This is a genomic window from Candidatus Coatesbacteria bacterium (assembly GCA_014728225.1).
Taxonomy (GTDB): domain Bacteria; phylum RBG-13-66-14; class RBG-13-66-14; order RBG-13-66-14; family RBG-13-66-14; genus WJLX01.
On the sequence record WJLX01000096.1, the window covers coordinates 1 to 3,079 of the forward strand.

At 66.4% G+C, this 3,079-nt stretch carries 2 protein-coding genes; both read right to left on the reverse strand.

Annotation, left to right across the window (positions count from 1 at the left end; all coding sequences use genetic code 11):
• Positions 1 to 464: 464 nt before the first annotated feature.
• Positions 465 to 1,460, reverse strand: a complete 996-nt coding sequence (locus tag GF399_06725; protein MBD3400009.1) for an AAA domain-containing protein — start codon at positions 1,458 to 1,460, stop codon at positions 465 to 467.
• A 161-nt stretch (positions 1,461 to 1,621) separates the two neighbouring features.
• On the reverse strand, positions 1,622 to 2,836 hold the full coding sequence (locus GF399_06730) for an NTP transferase domain-containing protein (GenBank protein ID MBD3400010.1): 1,215 nt from the start codon (positions 2,834 to 2,836) through the stop codon (positions 1,622 to 1,624).
• Positions 2,837 to 3,079: the final 243 nt, after the last annotated feature.

Below are 3,079 nucleotides of genomic sequence, written 5' to 3' on the forward strand. Positions count from 1 at the left end.
GGCCCTGGGCGACTAACGGCTTCGAGTCGTTATCGTGCGGTAAAACGTTTATTCGAGGCGGCCCCGGGTGGGATGAAAAAACTCCGCCCCTGCAGGGGCGGGTCTACAGCGTCGAGATATCCGCAGGGGCGATGATTCCTCTGTCGCCCCCTTCTTCATAGCCTCAGACGGGATAGAACCGCCGACAACAGAGGGCCGGCGCTCTTCTTACCCGAGGTCGTCGGCCGACGACCCCGGGCATGCAACAACCTGGTGCCGGTGCTGCTTCGCAGCATTGGTGTTACGACGAGGTCGTAACTCCGGCCCGGGGTACGCAGAAATGGAGTTTCGCTAACGTCGAAAGGTCGGCCCGGTTATGTTCGGGTGGGTTTGAACTCCCGTTCCGATCGGATCCCTTACGAATAATGCCGGTCAAGGACCGGCATTCGCCGCACTGGGCGGGGGAAGCCATTCACGCCGCCTGCTTAATCGGGCCGGGCCTCGACGTGTTCCAGCAACCGGCCGACGATATCTTCGGCGCCGACGCCCTCGGCCTCGGCGTTGAAGTTGGGCAGTACCCGGTGACGCAGCACGGCCGCGGCCAGGGCGCGGACGTCGTCGAGGGAGGGGGTCGGCCGACCGCGCAGGGCGGCGCGGGCTTTGGCCCCCAGCACGAGGAACTGCCCGGCGCGCACCCCGGCGCCCCAGGCGACCCAGCGGCTGACGAACTCCGGCGCCGTCTCGTCATCGGGACGACTGGCCCGGGCCAGCGCGACGGCGTAGCGCACGACGTGTTCCGGGGCGGGCAGCCGGCGGACCAAACTCTGCAGCTCCAGCACCTCCGCGGCCTCGAGCACGGGCTCCAACTCGACCTCCGCGGCACCCGTGGTCCGGCCGACGATCTCGTACTCCTCGCCACGCTCGGGGTAGCCGATGAGGATCTGCAGCATGAAGCGATCCAGCTGGGCCTCGGGCAGGGGGTAGGTGCCCTCCTGTTCGATCGGGTTCTGCGTCGCCAGGACGAAGAAGGGCTCCGGCAGGGGGTGGGTCGTCTCGCCGACGGTCACCTCGCGCTCCTGCATCGATTGCAGCAGGGCGGCCTGGGTCTTGGGCGGGGTGCGGTTGATCTCGTCGGCCAGCAGGACGTTGGTGAACACCGGTCCATGGTAGAACTCGTAGCGGCGCCGCCCCGTCTCCGGATCGAGCTGGATGATGTCGGTGCCGGTGATATCGGCGGGCATCAGGTCCGGGGTGAACTGGACGCGCTTGAAGTCCAACCTTAGGCAGCGGGCCAGGCTGGAGACCAGCAGGGTCTTGGCCAACCCCGGCACGCCGACGACCAGGGAATGGGCGTGACAGAGCAGGGAGACCAGCATCTGCTCGACGACGGCGTGCTGGCCGACGATGACTCGGCCGAGCTGATCCTGTAACCGCTTGGCCGCGGCGGCCAGACGCTCCAGGCTACGCTCGGCCCGCTCAATCTCACCCTGGCTGACGGATTCGGACTTCACCGATAGGTTGTTTGAATGGGTTAAGAGGGTTGTTTAACCGCGTAGTATCCGCTTATGGAACGTCCCGGTCGCCGGCTGGGTTCCGCAAAAGGAAAGGGGCCGGCGGCCCCTGGCGTTGAGCGGCGAAAGGCTCAGTCGGCCGGCCAGATCTCGCCCCGGTCCGCGGTCAGGTACTCCCGCGGCTCGGTCCGGGCGCCCGGGGCCAGCTTGACCCCCGGGGCCAGAACGCTCAACGGTGCGACATAGGCCGCGGGACCGACGGCGGCGCCGAAGCTCCGGCGATCGACCCGTACTTCGCGACCCTTGATCGTCGAGGTGATCGTTTCGCCGGGCGGCGGCTCGCTGATCGCCGTTACGTTGTCGCCGATGGTCGCGCCGTCGGCGATCACGCAGCCCGACAGCAGGCAGTCACGGCCGATCTGGACGTTGGCTCCGATCAGGCAGTTCTCGATCGTCGAACCGACGCCGATCTGGGTGTTGGGACCGATCGAGGTCCGGTTGGTCACCTGGACGCCGGGGTGCAGGTAGCAGTTGCGACTGATCATCACCCGATCGGCCACCAGGCTGCCCCGGCCGATCCAGGTGTCCTCGAGAACGTTGACGGTCACGCAACGGTGGACGTCGGAGAGCATCCGGCTTTTGATGTTGTAGCGGCTCAACGGGCGGTCCTGCAGCAGCAGGGTGTTGGCCTCCAGCAGGTGCCAGGGGTAGCCGATGGGGAACCAGCCGCCGTTGGACTCCACCCAATGCAGCTCGCCGCGCCGGGCCACCTCGGCGATGGCGTCGGTCAGCTCCAGCTCGCCGCGCTCCGAGGGCTCCAGCTTCCCGAGGATCCGCAGGAAGCCTGAGTTGACCTTGTAGCAACCCGTATTGGCCAGGTCACCGACGTACTCCCGTGGCTTCTCGACCACGCCGGTGACCATTTCGCCGTCGGTGGTGAAGATGCCGAAACGCTGCGGGTCACTGACCCGCTGGGCCAACACGGCGTAGGGATGCTCCAGCAGCTCCTCGACGGCGTCGTTACGGTAGAGGTCGTCGCCCATCAACACCAGCAGCTCGCCGTTGAGCTTGTCGGCGGCGCAGAGCAAAGCATGGGCCGTGCCGCGCTGCTCGTTCTGCTCGGCGTAACGCAAGCGAATACCGCGGTAGGAGGAGCCCAGGCGGCGGATAATCCGCTTGCCCTCGAAGCCGATCACCACGACGGCCTCATCGACTAGGCCCTCCAGGCTGCGCAGGTTGTGCTCGATAACGGCGTGTCCCGCCAGCTCGTACAGGGCCTTGGGTGTGCGCGCCGTCAACGGATAGGTGCGGGTGCTCTTTCCGGCTGCCAGGATTACAGCCTGCATACGACTACCTTCTTGAGCTTGAGGTATGGTTCGGCCGCCGACTCCACTGGGTTTATAACAGAAAAATACGCCCTTGTGAAGCTTCCCGGCCCGAAAAGGCCTGCAACGGGACGCCGGGGGCCGTGAAAAACGGCCGCCGGGACGTCGCGGCCCCGGTCGAGAACCCGCGACGCCCGGAACCGGCACGGTTTTTGCATCTCGGCGACCGTGAGGCCGATGCTAACGGTCCGCCTCCGCAAAAAC